Below are 14546 nucleotides of genomic sequence, written 5' to 3' on the forward strand. Positions count from 1 at the left end.
ATGAGGAAAATTCGGCAACGTTCGTGGATCGATTCCTACACAACGCGATGGACCGCATCGCAATGCCACAGAACGCCTCCGACAGTCACATCGAGGCGAAGGCTGGTCCTCCTGAGTTAGCCCGGCAGTTTTAGGACAGTTACGACTGTCAGCAACCCCTACGCGACGATCGATGAAACGACTCGGGAGAAAAATGGGATATCAGGCAGCTTCGACCGCAGGCAACTGCATAGTGACCTCCAGGCCGCCGTCTTCGCCATTGCGTGCGACGACGCTACCGTCGTGCACCTGCATGACGCGGTGCACGATAGCCAACCCAAGTCCATGTCCGGCTGCATGGGCAGCATTCGTACCGCGATAGAACGGCCTGAATACCGCCTCCAGCTCATCGGATGGCACACCCGGCCCATGATCGCGAACACATACGCGAGCCTGGTTTTGCTGGCTGTCGACGATTACGTCGACACGACCGTTGTCCGGACTGAACTTGACGGCGTTGGCAATGACGTTGTCCAGCGCGCGTTCCAGCAGGACACCGCTGCCGTGCACGATCACAGGATGTCCATTGGACATGTGAAACTGAATGCCGCGTGCCTGTGCCTCGACATGCGCGGCATCGACACGCTCCTTGACGAGTTCGGCCAGATCCACTGCATCGCGCTCCATGCCCGGCAAGCCGCCTTCGAGTCGGGAAAGCGCGAGCATTTCCGTCGTCATGCGGTCCATGCGTGCGATCTCATGCTCCGCGCGCCGGAAATGCTCGGATGCTTTTTCCCGGTCGCCGCTATGTTGCGCCAGATCCAGAATCAGGTGCAGGCGCGCCAGCGGCGAACGCAGTTCGTGCGAGAGATCCTGCAGCACGCCGCGCTCGTGCGTCACCAGCAGCTCGATGCGCTCGGCCATGGTGTTGAAATCACGCGCGAGCTGGCCGAGCTCATCGTGTGCATCGCTCCATTGCCTGTCGACGCGCGTGGCGAACTCGCCGGCAGCCATTTTTCGGGTGGCGCCACGCATGGCTTCGATCGGGCGCGACACGCTGCGGGCCACCCACCAACCAATACCACCGATAAGCAGCAGCGAAAGCACCAGCTGAACGCCGAGCAAAATTTTCTCTCGCATGTGACGCGGGATGCGCGAGCGCGAATTGCTCATGGCAACGAGCTGTCGCGTATGACCGTCGGCACCCGTTACCTGCTGCACGGCGATGTAGAACCCCGGAAAAGGTCTCAACTCGATGTTATGGCCCGCGTTGAGCCATCCCGGCAACGCGTCGCGCAAATTGCCCGGCAGGCGAATGTCACGCAGGGGCTGACCGTTTTCGTACAGCGTGGCATCGATCCCTTCGCTGCGCTCTTGTTGAATCCACGCATCCAGGCCGTCGGCGCCGCCGTTGTCGTAAGCGTCTTCGGCCGATTGCGCGATCGCGGTCCAGTTGATGTCCTGTTCCGTCGAAAAAGCAATGAACCGGGTTGTCAGCCAGCTGCTCGATACCAGCACCAGCAGATTGGCGATGCAGAAAAAGATCAGCAACCGCCAGAACAAGGGGCTGCGGAAGGGACTCTTGAACGAGTTCATGCCTGCAACCCACCGTTGGCCAGCAGCACATAGCCGGCGCCGCGCACGGAATCGATGCGCGGCGATTGCGGCGATGCCTCGGCCAGCTTGTGCCGCAGGCGGCTGACGTGTACATCGATGCTGCGATCGAAGCGCTCCAGTTCGCGGCCCAGGGCAATGCGTGTCAGCGACGTTTTGTCGATGACTTCTCCCGCGCGTTGGACGAGGATCAACAGCAGGGCGAATTCGGCCCCCGTGAGATTGAGTTCCTGCTCGCCGGCATACGCGCGCCGCTCTCCCGGCAACAGGCGCAGCACACCTGCGTTGATCACGCCGACAGCCTCGACCGTGTGACGTCGCAACTGTGCGCGCACGCGCGCAAGCAATTCGCGTGGCAGGCAAGGTTTGGACAAATAGTCATCCGCGCCAAGCTCCAGACCCACCACTCTGTCCACAGGCTCGCCACGACCGGACAGCATGATCACCGGCAGGCGATGCTGCGCGCGCAATTCGCGCAACGTATCCAGGCCGTTACGGCCCGGCATCATCACATCGAGTATCAGCAGATCGGGGCGCGTGGCGGCATCGCGCAACTGCGCGAGCACTGCCTCGCCGTCGTGCACCACATCCACCTGCAATCCTTCGCGACGCAGGTATTCGGCCAGCAGGGCGCACAGTTCGCGATCGTCATCGCCAATCAATATTCGGGACATGGACTCGTATCGAACGACTCATCAAGACTCGGCACTTACTATCGCATTACATGCCGAGCTTGGCTGCCTGCAGCTTACGCGATCCTGACTTTACCCTTCTTTACCTGACCGCAAAGATCTTAAACGCGCCCCTGCTTTCCAATGATCACAACACCCCCCACACACAAGCAGGAGTTTCACCATGCGCAAGACAATGACCCTGTCGATCATCCTGGCTGCGGCCCTGGGCTGCTCCGCGCTGGCGCTCGCCGGCCCGGGTGGGCAGGACTTCGGCGGCGGCCCCGGCTTTCACGGCGGTCATGGCCATCACGGCGGCGGCATGATGCTGCTCAAGGGCGTCAACCTCACCGACGCCCAGAAGGCCTCGATCAAGCAGATCGTGCAGCAGAGCTTCACCCAGCTGAAGCCGCAGTTCGAAGCCGTCCGCCAGCAGCGCCAGGCGTTTGAAGCCCTGTCGCCGAGCGCGTCGGGCTACCAGGCCGCGGCTGCCAGCCTGGCCCAGGCCGAAGCCAATCTCACCAGTGCCCGCGTCACCGCGCGCGCTGCAGTTACCGCCCAGATCTACAACAACGTGTTGACCAGCACGCAGCAGAGCCAGGTGACAGCGAACAAAGCCGCCTTCGAAGCCCGCAAGGCGCAGTGGCAGCAGTTCAAGGCCTCGCACCCGGCATCGTCGTCGACCTCGAGCACGCCTGGCCAGTAATCAATTCAAAAAAGAAAACATCCAGGTTAGTAGGATCTTAGCGGACGTTCTAACCCGGAATAACTTAGCGATCGCCGCTGCATCGGCGATCGCTTTTTTATGTCCGCGATGCAAGATTCAAGCTGCTTTCGGGAAATCGAGCACGGTGTCGTTCACGCGGTTGAGCATGTTGGTGAACAAGATCGCGCTGACCGCATACAAGGCTTCCACGATCTGGCGATCGCTGTAGCCCGCCCGCTTTACGTTTTGCACGGCATCCGCTGGCAGCGTTCCCGTGGTTTTCACCACGCGCACCACGAATTTCACCAGGGCGTCGATCTTGGCGTCGGCGCTGAACCCACCGTTGCGCAGCTCGTGCAGCTGCTCGACGGTATAGCCGGCCATCTTTCCGGTCATGCTGTGCGCCGCCAGACAATAGTCACACGCCGAGGCTTCGCTGACCGCCAGATTGATGGCTTCCTGTTCGCGGGCGCTCAGCTCGCTCTTCTTCAACACGGCGCCCGTCTGCAGCACCTGACCGAGCACGGCCGGGGCGTTGCTGCCCAGGGTGAGATAGGTATTGGGCACCATGCCGATGGCGCGCTTGATGGCGACAAAGAGTTGCTCGGTTTCACCGGCAGCATCGTCGACGTTGATGGTATGAAGGCGGTTCATGAGGATTCTCCAGAAAGATTTCGAAGGGGTGGTTGCGGCGACTCGCTTTGCCGTTTCCGTGGAGATATCGTAGGTCCGCTTTCTGCCAGTATCTGCACATAAGCGTATACTTTTATTGCTCAATCGTCTCATTCGATCCCCATGGACAACCTGAGCCACCTGATCCGCACCCTCGCCCCTTCGGGTACCGTGAACCTGCACTGCCTGCTGGCCGGCATCTGGGTCGCGCCGCATCCCGAGGCCCCACCGGGCCATGTGCCGTATCACGTGATCCTGGACGGAAAGCTGCGGCTGCGCACTGGGCACGGCACGCAGATATTCGAAGCCGGCGACGTGCTGGTTTTTCCGCATGGCACCAGCCATACGCTTGAGAGCGTCGTGCTTGGCGAAAACGATGCGGCGCCTGACTACGAGGGCGAACAGCATTTCAATGGTGCCGTCACGCAAGTTGTCATCCGCGGCGAGGGCGCTGCGCTCGACATGCTTTGCGGCAAGTTCATCATGGGCGAAACAGGAAGCTCGCTGCTGCGCTCGCTTCCCGATGTCCTGCACATCCGCGCCAGCGAGCGCACGCCGCTGTTTGCGCTCATCGAGATCATGCGCAGCGAAAGCGCGGATCCCAAGCCCGGCAGCGCGGCACTTATCGACGAACTTTCCAGCGCGCTTTTCACGCTGCTGATGCGCCGGCTGATGGCGGAGAAGCATCTCACCGGCACCGTGCTGGCGTTGCTGGCGGATGCGCGCATGAGCCGCGCCGTGGAAGCGGTGTTATTGGATCCTGCACAACCGTGGACGGTGGGCACGATGGCCGAACGTGCGCATGTTTCGCGTGCAACGTTTGCACGCCGCTTCGCGCAGTTAGGCGGCCTCTCGCCGCTGGAATGGGTGACCAGCGTGCGCATGGAATTGGCGGCACGCTTGCTGGTGCGCGAAGGACTCGCTGCCAATCAGGTCGCCGAGCGCTGCGGCTACGCGTCGGAGGCGGCTTTCGGGCGCGTGTTCAAAAAACATTATCGAAGCGGTCCTGGCACCTATCGCCGCGACATGCTGAAACAAACGTCTGAAAATTTATCTCGAGTATGATTGTCACGCCTTTGTCTTGAGCAGTGCTTAGCTTCCGTGAGGCTGACCACTGAGGGGCGTACCATGCAGACGGAAGTCGCTGTAGCCACCACCGCGTCGCCAAGCCAGGGTTCGGGGCGCATCTTCGGCATCATTTTCGGGTTGATACTGCTGGTGGGCGCCGGATACGCAGGCCTCCATCTGGTCGATGATCTCTCCATCGTCCGTTCGCACTCGGCCGCACCATTCATTCTGCTTGGCGTTGCCCTGCTGATCGCGTTGGGTTTCGAATTCGTCAACGGATTCCACGACACCGCCAACGCGGTCGCGACGGTGATCTACACGCATTCGATGCCAGCCGGTCTTGCCGTGATCTGGTCCGGTGCCTTCAACTTCCTGGGTGTGCTGACGTCCTCGGGCGCCGTCGCCTTCACCGTGGTCTCGTTGCTACCGGTCGAACTCATTCTGCAGGTAGGCAGCCAGGCCGGCTTCGCGATGGTGTTCGCGCTGCTGCTCGCGGCGATCCTGTGGAATCTCGGCACGTGGTATTTCGGATTGCCCAATTCCTCTTCGCATACGTTGATCGGGTCGATCATCGGTGTGGGTCTCGCCAATCAGCTCACCGCGGTGAAAAGCGGCACGAGCGGCGTGGATTGGAATGCGGCGATCGGCGTGTTCAAGGGATTGGTCTTCTCGCCGATCGCGGGATTCATTTTCGCCGGCCTCTTGATGTTGATCCTCAAGGCAGTGGTCAGGATTCCCGAGTTGTATCGCGCGCCGGAAGGCAACAAGCCGCCGCCGTGGCCGATTCGCGCACTGCTCGTGCTGACTTGCACTGGTGTGAGCTTCAGCCATGGCTCCAACGACGGGCAGAAAGGCATGGGCCTGATCATGCTGATCCTGATCGGCACGGTGCCCACGGCTTATGCATTGAATGGTGCCGTGTCGGGTGGCCAGGTGAAAACCTTCCACCAGGTGTCGGTCGAAGTGCAGCAAGTGCTCACCACTTACGATCACGGCGCAACCTTTACGGGCGACCCACGCGACGTCGTCACGAGCGCTGTCCAACAACACAAGTTGCTGCCGGACACCGCACCCGCGCTGTCGGAACTGATCGCCAAGATCGATCAGCAGGTGGGTAGCCGCACATCCCTCCGCGCCGTGCCACAGGAACAAATGGGCAACGTGCGCAACGACATCTACCTTGCGAATGCAGCGATTCCGCTGGTGCTCTCGCAACCCGGACTTACATCCGACCAGACCAAGGTGCTGACCACATGGCGTGGTTTAGGTGCAACCGCCACGCAGTTCATTCCGCCCTGGGTCAAAGTCGCCGTCGCGCTCGCGCTGGGTCTTGGGACGATGGTCGGCTGGAAACGCATCGTGGTAACGGTCGGCGAAAAGATCGGCAAGGAACATCTGACCTATGCGCAAGGCGCATCGGCCGAGTTGATCGCGATGGGATTGATCCAAGCCGCCGACATGTATCACCTGCCCGTCAGCACCACACACGTGCTGACCTCGGGCGTCGCCGGCACCATGGCCGCGAACGGTTCAGGCTTGCAGTGGTCGACAGTACGCAATCTTCTGATGGCCTGGGTGTTGACGTTGCCTGCGTCGATCTTGCTTGCGGGCGTACTGTTTGTGGTACTGAAGCACCTGTTCTGAGCTAGCCCATCTAGATCCGCAAGCACGGTGCAATGCCGTGCTTGCCCGGGTAAGCAAATCCCGCGTTATCGTTCCGGATACATTCGCGCACGCCGCTCAGGGGGTCGTCCTTGACCGTGTAACTTCCTGAGATGATCGTCGGCGACGCTTAATGCGCGTGATGTTTGCTGGCGTGCTGCTTGGCCGCATGCTCGGCGTGTTCGATCGCATGCAGCTTGTGGCCGTGCGCGAGGTGCGCATGATGGCTGGCCGTCTCGTGATCGCCCTTCTCGGCATGCTTGGCAGCTTCACGATGATGCTTGGCCGCTTCTTCCAGATGTTTTGCCGCTTCGTGGTGATGATGATGAATCTCGTGCTCAGTGTTCACGCAACTCTCCTCGACAGGCATGTACCCGACCCAGGTAGCCAGGTTCGTTCAGTCAAACAGAGGACGGTGTCACGCTGATGACGTCGCGCATTGCGTGTCGTGCACGCGATCACACATGAATGCACGCAACAATTGCGAAACAACACGTTCGCATCCTCGACACGTCACTGAACGAACGAAACAACGTTCGACATTTTGAAACATTGTTTTTACATACGCCTTGTTGCGATGTGCGCGCGAATCCTCAGTGATGCGCCTGCTTGCGTGAGGCTTTGCATGTTTCCGCGCGAGCAGCTTCACATGCCCAAGGAGATTGCCATGCGTACTTTGTCCCTTCTTCGCAAATCCATCGCCGCCGCTGGTGCGATGACGGCATTTGCGGCCCTTCCACTATCCCTGGCGATGGCACAGAGCACGCCGCAGTCGTCAGCGGCCATGCAAGAGCAACAAGCAGCCCAACAGCAGCAACCCATGCAGCAACAGGCGCCTTCGAGCACCACCCCATCAACTAGCAATGAAACAATGCCCGGCAAAGTGGATGACACCTGGATTACCACAAAGGTGAAGTCGAAGCTGGCTGCCGCCAAGGGCGTGAAAGCATCCGATATCTCGGTAAGCACGACAGACGGTGCGGTGACGCTTACCGGTACCGCGACATCCTCCAAGGAGAAGAGTCATGCGGTGCATCTGGCCAAGCAGGTGAAAGGCGTCAAAAGTGTCGACGCGTCGGGCCTGACCGTGACGGCCGCAAGCAGCCGGAGCAGCGGCACGCCGTCAGCGGGCACCGAATAATTCGAGGTCTTCAGGCAAGGCTGGGCCGGATGGGTTAGCGAGAATCCGGCCCAGCGGGTGACACCATTTATTCGCTTCCCTGCGCCGCAAGCTTATCCAGCGCCTCGCGCAGATAGGCCAGCGCTTCGTCGCGCGCCATTTCGTCGACATAGTCGGGCGTGCTGGCCACCGGTTCGCCATCGAGTTCGAGCACCAGCGACAGCGGCAGGCTGTGCAGCGTCACGGCACTGCCGCCTATCGACTTCAACTGTTTCTGCACCGCACCTGCAGCCTTCGGATCCTTGAAGGATTTCGACAGCAGCAACTCGTCGCCCTCGGAAGAAAACAGACGGAAGCGGAAGCTGCCATCCGTATCGCGGAAGCTCGCAAAGCGCGGCGATTTGACCGATTTCGAAAGCACCCTGGAGTGATCCGCATGCATCGTCACCGACGACATCGCGCGCAAGCCGATCGCGTCGCGCAACTCGGCCATCTTGGGACCGGCGATCGCGCGTGCCTTGCGCGCGCCCTCCTGCAGAATCTCCTCGATGGCGGCAGGCTTGGCGATCAGGCTTTCGTAACGCTCGCGCATCGGCGCGACATCCGCTTCGATCCGCTCGAACAGCACCTGCTTGGCTTCGCCCCAGCCGATGCCCTCTTCCAGCGCACGGCGGAACGCGGCGCTTTCGGCCTCGCTCGCAAACGCACGAAAGATGGTGAACAACGAGGAGCTTTCCGGATCTTTCGGCTCGCCCGGCATGCGCGAGTCGGTGACGATGCGCATGATCGTCTCGCGCAGCTGCTTGGCGCCGCCGGCAAACAACGGGATGGTGTTGTCGTAGCTCTTGGACATCTTGCGGCCATCGAGGCCGGGCAGCGTCGCCACCTGCTCTTCGATCACCACTTCCGGCTGCACGAAGAATTCGCGTCCGTAGATATGGTTGAAACGCTGCGCGATGTCGCGCGCCATCTCGATGTGCTGGATCTGATCGCGCCCCACCGGCACCTGCTGTGCGTTGAACGCGAGAATGTCGGCCGCCATCAGCACGGGATACATGTACAGGCCAGCCGTGACGCCCGCATCCGCGTCTTCGTTCGCTTCGGTGTTCTTGTCGACCGCCGCCTTGTAGGCATGCGCGCGGTTGAGCAGACCCTTCGCCGTGACGCAGGTGAGAAACCACGTCAGCTCCGGAATTTCCGGAATATCCGATTGCCGATAGAACGTGACCTTCTTCGGATCGAGTCCCGCCGCCAGCCATGTCGCGGCGATTTCCAGGCGCGAACGTTCGATGCGCGCCGGATCGTCGCTCTTGATCAGCGCGTGGTAATCGGCCATGAAGAAGAACGCATCCACCTCCGGGCGACGGCTCGCGGCGATCGCGGGGCGAATGGCGCCGACGTAGTTGCCGAGATGCGGCGTACCGGTGGTGGTGATGCCTGTAAGAACACGAGTTTGCATGGGGCGTTATCGGCTTTTACGAATGACGATGCCGCGCCCGCGCACGTTTGCGCGGGGCGGATTCGCGCAGTGTACGGGCAAAAAGAACCGAACGTGACCCGGCAGCCGCCGGCTCAGTCCGGCCCGCGCATCAGGGTGGACTTGCCGAACAGCGATTCGACCAGCTCGACCGCCAGTTTCGCGGTCTGATTGCGCTTGTCGTAGGCCGGGTTCAATTCGACGATGTCCACCGACCCCAGTCGGCCCGTGTCGGCGATCATCTCCATGCACAGCTGCGCTTCGCGATATGTCGGACCGCCGCGCACGGTGGTGCCCACGCCCGGCGCAATCGACGGATCGAGGAAGTCGACGTCGAAGCTCACGTGCAGATGCGTGTCGGCGTCGACGCCTTCAAGCGCTTCCTCCATCGTGCGTTTCATGCCCACTTCGTCGATGTGGCGCATGTCGTAGATGTCCATCTTCGCCTCGCGCACCAGGCGCTTCTCGCCTTCGTCGACCGAGCGGATGCCGATCTGGCGGAACACGTCCGGCGACGTCGCAGGCGCTTGATCGCCGATCTCGACCAGCTCGCGCGGACCGGTGCCGCACAGGCACGCCACGGGCATGCCGTGGATGTTGCCCGACGGCGTCACCTGCGACGTGTTGAAATCGGCATGCGCGTCGAGCCAGAGCACGCGCAATTTGCGCCCCTGTTCGCGGCAATGACGCGCCACCGCGCTGATCGAACCGATGGCCAGGCAATGATCCCCGCCCAGCATGATCGGCAGACGGCCCGCCTGCAGCTCGTGATGGATGGCGCCATGCACCGCGGTATTCCACGCGATGACTTCGGACAAGTGGCGATACCCGTTTTCCGGCGGCTGCCAGGGATTCATCGGACCGTGCAGATTGCCGCGATCCACCACGTCCAGGCCACGTCGGCGCAACTTCTCGCCTAGCTGGGCGACACGCAGGGCCTCGGGCCCCATCGATGCACCGCGATGTCCTGCGCCGATATCCGTCGGAACGCCGACCAGTGCAATCACCTGCTTACCCATACACCACTTATCTCGCGAAGGCTTGTCGAAGTGCTCAAGTGTAGCCGCTCGCCCCTCTTGCAAGCGTTATGCCCCTTCCCGGTGCCGGATGAGGCGGGGCATCGCCTGCCGCGACGTCTTTGGTAAATTGGGCGGATCGCGCCCAAGCAAGGATCTTGCGTGTCGCTCCGTCGCGTCGCCTCCATCGTGCTATTTGCCACGGGCCTGGCCTGGACCGCCGGGCAGGCCTGCGCACAGCAAGCGCCACCACCGCCGCCGGCCGGCATGCGCCCGCCACCGCCGGGCATGCCGCCTCCGCCGGGGTTCCCGCCGCCACCCCGGGGAAACCTGCCCCCGCCCCCGCCATGGGCACCGCCTCCGCATTCCGACGCCCCGCCGCTGCCGGCCGTATCGCCCGTGTCGCCTTCGCAGCCGACATCGGATGCACCGACAAACAACAGCGCCGCGACGCCACTTTCTACGCCCGCATCGCCCGCATCGCCCGTAGCCGCCGCCCCGGCACCGTCGCCCACCACAGCGACTGAAACACCGCAGACGCCATCCAACGCAAATGCCGACACAGCAGTCACCGGTCCCGACAAACCACCGCGCGCGACCTCGATCCTGCCCTGGTTGCTGCTGCTCGCCCTGGCGATCGTGCTGCTGGCATGGCGCGCCTCCTTGCGCAGAAGCCAGCAACTGGCGCTGGAAACCGAGCGTCTCTCGCGCCAGCAACGATTCCTGAAATCGGCCCATAACCAGTTGCAGGAGAAATCGCAGCAATTGAAGAAGCTGTCGATGCACGACCCGCTGACAGGCGTGCTCAACCGACAAGCGTTCGCGGCGGAATTGCGCGAACGCATCGATCATCTGTCGCGCTATAGCCAGCCGCTCAATCTGATCATGCTGGATCTGGACAACTTCAAAACGATCAATGATCGCCACGGCCATTTGGTAGGCGATGCCGCGCTGGGTCTCGTTACTGGTGTCGTGCGAGAACAACTGGTAAGCGACGATCTCTTCGGCCGCTTCGGCGGCGATGAATTCATGATCGCCTGCGCGGGACGCTCGCTAGAGGATTGCGCCACGCTCGCAAACGCCATCCGCACCGCCGTCTCTGCCCAATCGGGCTCACTCACACCACCGATACCCACGCTTACGCTTAGCATGGGACTCGCACAAGCCAACGCCAATAGCGGATACATGCCCGACGAACTGTTCGCACGCGCGGACGCCGCGCTCTATGCCGCCAAGCAGCGTGGTCGCAATTGCGTCGTGGTGGCCGATGACGGCATACCGGCCATGCCGGTCATGAATGTGCCGCGCAGGCATTTGTAGCGCGACGTTTCGAAGCACTGGCAGTTGTACGTCCCGGTACGTGCCAAGTACATCGAAACAGGAAGATGGTGCCGACAGTCCGACTTGAACGGACGACCTACCGCTTACAAGGCGGTTGCTCTACCAACTGAGCTATGCCGGCATTGGGCCGTCCATTCTAACAGGGCTTGGCTCAAAAACAGCCCGTGCTGTGCGATCCGATCGACGGATCGTGGATCGTGCTGCGCCAGTCGAAGTGGTTGCTGTCGGTGGGGATCAGGTCGAGCCAGTACTCCGGCACCGTTTCGGTGCGCTCGCTCATCTGGACCGGGAAACCCGCCGCCTGGATCTGATCGCGCCGTTTGCGCGCGTTAGCGGGATCTTTGAACAGTCCGAGCGAAACGGTGTTCTGGTCGTCGCCGGAACCGACCACGAAATAGTCCTGGATGTTGCGCGCGGCAAGCGCGCGCGCCTGGGCCAGCGCCGCGGCATGGCTTTGACTGGGCGGCAGATGGACCCACCATCCACGGGTTTGCGTGGTCTGTTCTTGTCGAGCACGCATGCGTTGAACCTGGGTGCTCAATGCATTGCGTGCGATGCGCAAGTCTTCTTGCGTCGCGAACGGGCCAAGCGCCATGCAGGCATAGCTGAGCGCGGTCGTGGACGCGGGTGTGAGTGCGGAGCTCGCGGAGGACGCCGGTTGCACAGGTGCCGGCGACGCAGCCGCCGTGGCTGGCGGCAATACGGACGCTGCTCGTGCCGCCGCGGAAGATGGGGGCGGCAATTCGGACAGAAGGCGCAGTTTCGGAACGCCCGGGTCGGTGACGAATCGCCGGTGCACGTCGTTCTGGCCCAGCAGCAGCCATGCGCCAACGGCGATATTGAGGGCGATCAGCAGAACGAACAGCAGGCGCAGGAGCATTCGGCCATCCACCGCGGCATCAGTGGTGTTGGATTCTAGGATGCGACGGGCACGGGATGTGAGTCCGCCCACACAAGCAGCCCACGCAAAACGCTGTCCGTGGAAAGTTCGCCCGAGACGCCCAGCAGCGGCAGCAAGACATCGGCGTCGCCGCCATCCAGCAAAAGTCGCAGGGAGCCACCGGCGTGCTGATCGGCCATGCGCCGTGCGAAGCGTTCCACCAGGGCAGCCACCGCGAGCCAGCATCCGGAAGCGACGGCATCGGCGGTGTTGTCGGCCATGTCGCGTATGGCACCCGGGCGCTCCGGGCGTACGCGCGCGGTGGCACCGAGCAAGGATTGCTGCATCAGGAACGGACCTGGCGCGATCAATCCACCGAGGTGCTGCCCATCGGCGCCGAGTGCGTCCAGCGTCAGTGCGGTGCCGATACCTGCCAGCACGCATGGCGCGTGCCCGGCAGCATGCGCGGCGACCATCGCCAGGAATCGATCGACGCCCAGCCGCTGCGGTTCGGGATAAGCATTGCGCACGCCGCATGCCTCGGCTGGCGTACGCACCCAGGTGATGTCATGCGCGAAGACGTCGGCGACGAGTTTTTCGATATCCGCTTCGCGCGCGGTATCGACGACCGATGCGCCTACAACACGCTCGGGTCGCATCATGCTTCGCCACACACTCGTCAGCTCGGCCGGCACATCGCCATCCCATGCTATCGCGCCGCGCGCGGACCAGCCGCCCGCCGCGGCCATCGCCCATTTCAATCGCGTATTGCCAAGATCGAGCAGGAGTTTCATGCGCGGCGCACCGTGACGTCCGCGCTGTCGATGCGATGCAAGCCCGCCCCGGTTTGCAACTGCAGCGCACCGCGCGCATCGATGCCCGCCCCGACGCCGTCGAGTTCACCGGCGGCACTGCTGACGCGCAACGGGATGCCGCGCAAGGCATCGTGTTCGGCGTATTCGTCGACGAACGCGGCAAAGCCTTCGCGTTCGAATTGATCCAGACCTTCGATCAAGCTGGTGATCAACGCGGCAACGGCACGGTTGCGATCCGGCGGCACACCGTGCGCGAGATCGGCCAGATCGCTCACCGGCTGACCGGCCTGCTCACGCAACGCGGGCGTCAATCGCAGATTGAGCCCGATCCCGATCACCGCCGCACACGGTCCCTGATACTCGCCACTGAGTTCGACCAGGATGCCGGCCAGCTTGCCGCCATTGGCCAGCACATCATTCGGCCATTTCAGTCGGGGACCGGAAACGCCCAGTACATGCAATGCACGCAACACGATGACACCGGTAGCCAACGACAAGCCCGACAGCGAAGCGAAGCCGGCGTCGAAGCGTTTCAGGCAGGACAGATAGATATTCAGCCCCGGCGGCGACAGCCAGCTTCGTCCGCGCCTTCCGCGTCCCGCAGTCTGGGTTTCGGCGAGTACGACGCTGAGGTCCGGCGCAGCCATGCCCCGGCGCTGCAGCTCGCTGGAAGTGGAATCGAGCTCCCAGTACACGTCCAGGGCGCCCAGCCGGCGGCCGGCGGCGGCGGCCAGATCGGCCCGGATCGACGACTCCTCCAGCATCTGGATCGGCCACGGCAATCGATAGCCGGCGGCACCGGCGGATTCGATCAGGACGCCGCGATGGCGCAAGGCCTCGACCTGTTTCCAGATCGCGGCGCGTGTGACTCCGATTTCGGCGGCCAGGCGGGAACCGGACAGCGGCTCGCCGGTGGCCAGGGCGGCCAGAAGTTGTTGCGGCTGCATGGTCTCAGTCTTCCTGGAGACATTCGACGTGGCGCGGCCGCTCAAGGGGATGGGAACCTGAACGTAGCATCGGGCAATTCTACCGGGAGGCAGTGCTTCGAAGTCGTACGACCCTGGCACTGGCATCCCCGAGGGGTTTCTGGGACTATCCGGTTGATAGGCTACCGCCTCGGGGGCTGATCGCCATGCGTGCCACACCACTGTTACTCGCAAGCGTGCTGAGCCTAGGCACCATCGCCAGTGCGTCGGCGACGGGTACCTCGACGGCAGGCACGTCCGGCTACAACTGCACCAACCAGTCCGGCGAGCGTTCCGCCAGCCGCGAATCGGCATCCACCGGCGGCGACACACTCAACATCCCGCGCGCAAGCAGCGCCACCCGGTCGGCCACGTCCAGCCACGCAAGCAGTTCCAGCAGCACTGACGAAAGCGCCACCCATTTGAGCGGTGCCGATGCGACGTCGTCCGGCTCCGCCCACAGCTCCGGCCTGGGCTGGCAATCGCTGCTGCCCGGTTCGATCCAGTAAGGCTCGTCGTTTAACCCAAAGCTTTCGACGCGGATCGATATCCGTGCCTTG

15 protein-coding genes, 1 tRNA gene and 1 pseudogene are annotated in these 14546 nt (G+C 62.6%); 7 read left to right on the plus strand and 10 right to left on the minus strand.

Annotated features, from left to right (window positions below; translation table 11 throughout):
* Positions 1–201 precede the first annotated feature (201 nt).
* Both DWU99_RS14845 and DWU99_RS14850 read right to left on the minus strand, forming a co-directional pair.
* Positions 202–1575 carry a sensor histidine kinase gene (locus DWU99_RS14845; protein WP_115478839.1) on the minus strand — a complete coding sequence of 458 codons (1374 nt, stop codon included), beginning with the start codon at positions 1573–1575 and terminating at the stop codon, positions 202–204.
* Complete coding sequence (locus DWU99_RS14850) at positions 1572–2267, minus strand: response regulator (protein WP_115478840.1); 696 nt, start codon at positions 2265–2267, stop codon at positions 1572–1574. Before DWU99_RS14850 ends, DWU99_RS14845 begins: the two co-directional genes overlap by 4 nt.
* 181 nt (positions 2268–2448) lie before the next feature.
* Here DWU99_RS14850 and DWU99_RS14855 point away from each other — a divergent pair, with 181 nt between their 5' ends.
* Positions 2449–2970 (plus strand): Spy/CpxP family protein refolding chaperone, encoded by a 522-nt coding sequence (locus tag DWU99_RS14855; RefSeq protein WP_115478841.1) that lies wholly within the window; start codon positions 2449–2451, stop codon positions 2968–2970.
* 117 nt (positions 2971–3087) lie between these two features.
* Here the strand turns inward: DWU99_RS14855 and DWU99_RS14860 are convergent, their stop codons facing one another.
* Positions 3088–3624: a carboxymuconolactone decarboxylase family protein gene (locus DWU99_RS14860; RefSeq protein ID WP_115478842.1), complete on the minus strand. Its 537-nt coding sequence runs from the start codon at positions 3622–3624 to the stop codon at positions 3088–3090.
* Between the two features lie 141 nt (positions 3625–3765).
* On the opposite strand from DWU99_RS14860, the gene DWU99_RS14865 reads away from it, so the two are divergent.
* On the plus strand, positions 3766–4707 hold the full coding sequence (locus tag DWU99_RS14865) for an AraC family transcriptional regulator (protein WP_115478843.1): 942 nt from the start codon (positions 3766–3768) through the stop codon (positions 4705–4707).
* 63 nt (positions 4708–4770) lie between these two features.
* Complete coding sequence (locus tag DWU99_RS14870; RefSeq protein WP_115478844.1) at positions 4771–6354, plus strand: inorganic phosphate transporter; 1584 nt, start codon at positions 4771–4773, stop codon at positions 6352–6354.
* A gap of 148 nt (positions 6355–6502) precedes the next feature.
* On the opposite strand, the gene DWU99_RS14875 is transcribed toward DWU99_RS14870, so the two are convergent.
* Positions 6503–6721 carry a hypothetical protein gene (locus tag DWU99_RS14875; RefSeq protein ID WP_199535810.1) on the minus strand — a complete coding sequence of 73 codons (219 nt, stop codon included), beginning with the start codon at positions 6719–6721 and terminating at the stop codon, positions 6503–6505.
* A 272-nt stretch (positions 6722–6993) separates the two neighbouring features.
* Here DWU99_RS14875 and DWU99_RS21460 point away from each other — a divergent pair.
* Positions 6994–7068 (plus strand): annotated as a pseudogene (locus DWU99_RS21460) (hypothetical protein); the annotation flags it as partial.
* Positions 7040–7513 carry a BON domain-containing protein gene (locus tag DWU99_RS14880; protein WP_115478908.1) on the plus strand — a complete coding sequence of 158 codons (474 nt, stop codon included), beginning with the start codon at positions 7040–7042 and terminating at the stop codon, positions 7511–7513. The pseudogene DWU99_RS21460 and the gene DWU99_RS14880, both read left to right, overlap by 29 nt.
* Positions 7514–7580: 67 nt before the next feature.
* Here DWU99_RS14880 and DWU99_RS14885 read toward each other — a convergent pair whose 3' ends face one another.
* Positions 7581–8951: a tryptophan--tRNA ligase gene (locus tag DWU99_RS14885; protein ID WP_115478846.1), complete on the minus strand. Its 1371-nt coding sequence runs from the start codon at positions 8949–8951 to the stop codon at positions 7581–7583.
* Positions 8952–9064: 113 nt separating this feature from the next.
* Positions 9065–9988, minus strand: a complete 924-nt coding sequence (gene rocF / locus DWU99_RS14890; protein WP_115478847.1) for an arginase — start codon at positions 9986–9988, stop codon at positions 9065–9067.
* Between the two features lie 159 nt (positions 9989–10147).
* On the opposite strand from rocF, the gene DWU99_RS21355 reads away from it, so the two are divergent.
* Entirely contained in the window at positions 10148–11305 is a 1158-nt protein-coding gene (locus tag DWU99_RS21355) for a GGDEF domain-containing protein (protein WP_115478848.1), read from the plus strand.
* 66 nt (positions 11306–11371) lie between these two features.
* Here the strand turns inward: DWU99_RS21355 and DWU99_RS14900 are convergent.
* The 4 genes from DWU99_RS14900 to DWU99_RS14915 form a co-directional block, all read right to left on the minus strand.
* A tRNA-Thr gene (locus DWU99_RS14900) sits at positions 11372–11447 on the minus strand.
* A gap of 30 nt (positions 11448–11477) precedes the next feature.
* Positions 11478–12206 (minus strand): SPOR domain-containing protein, encoded by a 729-nt coding sequence (locus tag DWU99_RS14905; protein ID WP_115478849.1) that lies wholly within the window; start codon positions 12204–12206, stop codon positions 11478–11480.
* A 35-nt stretch (positions 12207–12241) separates the two neighbouring features.
* Complete coding sequence (locus DWU99_RS14910; RefSeq protein ID WP_115478850.1) at positions 12242–13000, minus strand: type III pantothenate kinase; 759 nt, start codon at positions 12998–13000, stop codon at positions 12242–12244.
* Positions 12997–13968, minus strand: a complete 972-nt coding sequence (locus tag DWU99_RS14915) for a biotin--[acetyl-CoA-carboxylase] ligase (RefSeq protein ID WP_115478851.1) — start codon at positions 13966–13968, stop codon at positions 12997–12999. The genes DWU99_RS14910 and DWU99_RS14915 overlap by 4 nt, the downstream gene beginning before the upstream one ends.
* Before the next feature lie 185 nt (positions 13969–14153).
* Here DWU99_RS14915 and DWU99_RS14920 point away from each other — a divergent pair, with 185 nt between their 5' ends.
* Positions 14154–14495, plus strand: coding sequence for a hypothetical protein (locus tag DWU99_RS14920; RefSeq protein ID WP_115478852.1), 342 nt, complete (start codon positions 14154–14156; stop codon positions 14493–14495).
* Positions 14496–14546: the final 51 nt, after the last annotated feature.

The sequence above is a fragment of the Dyella psychrodurans genome (genome assembly GCF_003363265.1).
GTDB classification, from domain to species: Bacteria; Pseudomonadota; Gammaproteobacteria; order Xanthomonadales; family Rhodanobacteraceae; genus Dyella_B; species Dyella_B psychrodurans.

Bases quoted from the DNA above. Each gene is read 5' to 3' on its own strand.
- DWU99_RS14845 (WP_115478839.1), bottom strand. From the start codon at position 1,575: ATGAACTCGTTCAAGAGTCCCTTCCGCAGCCCCTTGTTCTGGCGGTTG.
- DWU99_RS14850 (WP_115478840.1), bottom strand. From the start codon at position 2,267: ATGTCCCGAATATTGATTGGCGATGACGATCGCGAACTGTGCGCCCTG.
- DWU99_RS14855 (WP_115478841.1), top strand. From the start codon at position 2,449: ATGCGCAAGACAATGACCCTGTCGATCATCCTGGCTGCGGCCCTGGGC.
- DWU99_RS14860 (WP_115478842.1), bottom strand. From the start codon at position 3,624: ATGAACCGCCTTCATACCATCAACGTCGACGATGCTGCCGGTGAAACC.
- DWU99_RS14865 (WP_115478843.1), top strand. From the start codon at position 3,766: ATGGACAACCTGAGCCACCTGATCCGCACCCTCGCCCCTTCGGGTACC.
- DWU99_RS14870 (WP_115478844.1), top strand. From the start codon at position 4,771: ATGCAGACGGAAGTCGCTGTAGCCACCACCGCGTCGCCAAGCCAGGGT.
- DWU99_RS14880 (WP_115478908.1), top strand. From the start codon at position 7,040: ATGCGTACTTTGTCCCTTCTTCGCAAATCCATCGCCGCCGCTGGTGCG.
- DWU99_RS14885 (WP_115478846.1), bottom strand. From the start codon at position 8,951: ATGCAAACTCGTGTTCTTACAGGCATCACCACCACCGGTACGCCGCAT.
- rocF (WP_115478847.1), bottom strand. From the start codon at position 9,988: ATGGGTAAGCAGGTGATTGCACTGGTCGGCGTTCCGACGGATATCGGC.
- DWU99_RS14905 (WP_115478849.1), bottom strand. From the start codon at position 12,206: ATGCTCCTGCGCCTGCTGTTCGTTCTGCTGATCGCCCTCAATATCGCC.
- DWU99_RS14910 (WP_115478850.1), bottom strand. From the start codon at position 13,000: ATGAAACTCCTGCTCGATCTTGGCAATACGCGATTGAAATGGGCGATG.
- DWU99_RS14915 (WP_115478851.1), bottom strand. From the start codon at position 13,968: ATGCAGCCGCAACAACTTCTGGCCGCCCTGGCCACCGGCGAGCCGCTG.
- DWU99_RS14920 (WP_115478852.1), top strand. From the start codon at position 14,154: ATGCGTGCCACACCACTGTTACTCGCAAGCGTGCTGAGCCTAGGCACC.